Annotated in this window: 1 protein-coding gene; it reads left to right on the top strand. The window is 47.9% G+C overall.

The genetic code is table 11. The annotated features are described in order from the left end of the window. Positions 1 to 563 precede the first annotated feature (563 nt). A complete protein-coding gene (ltrA, locus tag AB4507_RS19110; RefSeq protein ID WP_170963353.1) occupies positions 564 to 1,856 on the top strand; it encodes a group II intron reverse transcriptase/maturase in 1,293 nt (430 codons plus the stop codon). Positions 1,857 to 1,892 lie beyond the last annotated feature (36 nt).

Raw genomic sequence — 1,892 nt, 5'->3', positions numbered from 1 at the left:
TGGTGCGCCGAGCATGGCGTTGATCTAGGAGGTGAAAGTCCTCTACGGGCTCAGTCGAGCGAGAACCGTTAGCCTATGCAAGGGTGTTCACCGTGAGGTGAAATCTGAAGGAAGCAAATGGCAAAACTTGGTTGTGACGAACAGAAATCTGATAGTAGGCCATTACAACTTGGGCAACCTAGCCATAGATAGAATAGCCCAATGCCTCGACGGGAAGTGTGTAGTGGTAAATCAGGCACAGCCAAGGGAAAGAACAACGTCTTACCTCGGGAGATCTTATGGTTTGTCTCAATAGAGACTAATACAGCAGTGATGTTGTGTGATGAGCAATAAGAAGTCAGCAGAAGGCATAGTACTTTGAGAATGTACAACTCAAAGGAAGGCCTGAACTGAATATATCAAGAAGCAGTCACTAGACACTCAATCATGTGGAGTCATAGCAAGATGAAACTCATCTCTACGTCCCAAAGGGCAATACCGCAAGTAAAGCTCATGGATACGAAGAATGACAAGCATGGTCGGCGTAGACAGGAGGGCGAGTCTTGGTGACCTCAACTTCGTTGATGGAGCAAATCTGCTCCTCAACCAATTTGAATCAAGCTCTTAGACGCGTGAAGAAGAACAAAGGGTGTGCAGGAGTCGACAAGCTCGACATCAACGCCACTATCTCAAGACTTCGACAGGCATCAAACGGGCAAGAGCTTCGCCAGAGTCTTCTGGATGGAAGCTATCAACCTCAACCTGTTCTTGGTGTAGAAATCCCCAAAGCTAGTGGTGGCGTAAGGCAATTAGGTATCCCAACAGTCCTTGATAGGGTAGTCCAACAGGCAATCACATCAGTGCTGTCATGTATCTATGAGCCGAAGTTCTCCGACAGTAGTTACGGGTTTAGACCCAACCGCAGTGCGCACCATGCATTGTCGGCCGCCAGTCGCTACATCCGAGAGGGTCGAGGTTATGTAGTAGATATCGACCTAGCAAAATACTTCGATACAGTGAATCACGATAGGCTAATGCACAGGCTGTCACAAGATATTGCTGATAAACGCGTGTTAAAGCTAATTAGGTCATACCTACAGGTAGGCATAATGCGACATGGACTAGTTGAGCAGAGACAACGAGGCACACCCCAGGGTGGGCCATTATCTCCGCTACTATCAAATATTGTATTAGATGAACTGGATAAAGAGCTAGAGCGTAGAGGGCATAAGTTCTGTCGATATGCAGATGACTGTCAAATCTACGTGCGTAGTGAGGAAGCCGCTCATCGAGTCAGAGAGTCGATAACGGAGTTCTTGGAGCAGAAACTAAAGCTGACGGTAAACCGTAAGAAAAGTGCAGCAACGAGAGTGACAAAGCGAACTTACCTAAGCCACCGCTTCCAGATAGACGGAAGAATCGGGATATCGAAGACGGCACAAGCTCAAATGAAGAAGCGAGTACGTCAGATAACGAAGCGAAATCGAGGACGAGAGTTACAGGTGATAATCACGGAGTTAACTCAATATCTAAGAGGATGGCAACACTACTTCAAGCTTACTGTTAGTAAAAGTGCAATGCAGCGCTTAGACGAATGGATACGGCGTAGATTAAGGTGCTACCGACTAAAGCAGCGCAAACGCAGACACAGCATAGCGATATGGTTACAGCGACAAGGTGTAACGGAGCGTAATGCGTGGAAGCTAGCGATGTCAGATAAGGGTTGGTGGCATCTAGCTTCAACGCCACAGGTTAATCACGCCATGCCAATAAAATGGTTCGAGGGGTTGGGGCTGTACTCACTAAGAGATGGGTACGAGTCACTGAAAGTATATTCGGAACCGCCGTATGCGACCCACGCTTGTACGGTGGTGTGAGAGGACGGAGGCTGCGAGGCCTCCTCCTACTCGATT

The sequence above is a fragment of the Vibrio sp. 10N.222.54.A3 genome (genome assembly GCF_041474095.1).
GTDB classification, from domain to species: domain Bacteria; phylum Pseudomonadota; class Gammaproteobacteria; order Enterobacterales; family Vibrionaceae; genus Vibrio; species Vibrio crassostreae_C.
The sequence above is the reverse complement of the archived record's forward strand: the minus strand, read 5'-3'. Positions and strand labels throughout refer to the sequence as shown.

What these genes read in the sequence shown, in the direction of transcription:
- ltrA (WP_170963353.1), top strand. Translation starts at nt 564, where the DNA reads ATGGAGCAAATCTGCTCCTCAACCAATTTGAATCAAGCTCTTAGACGC.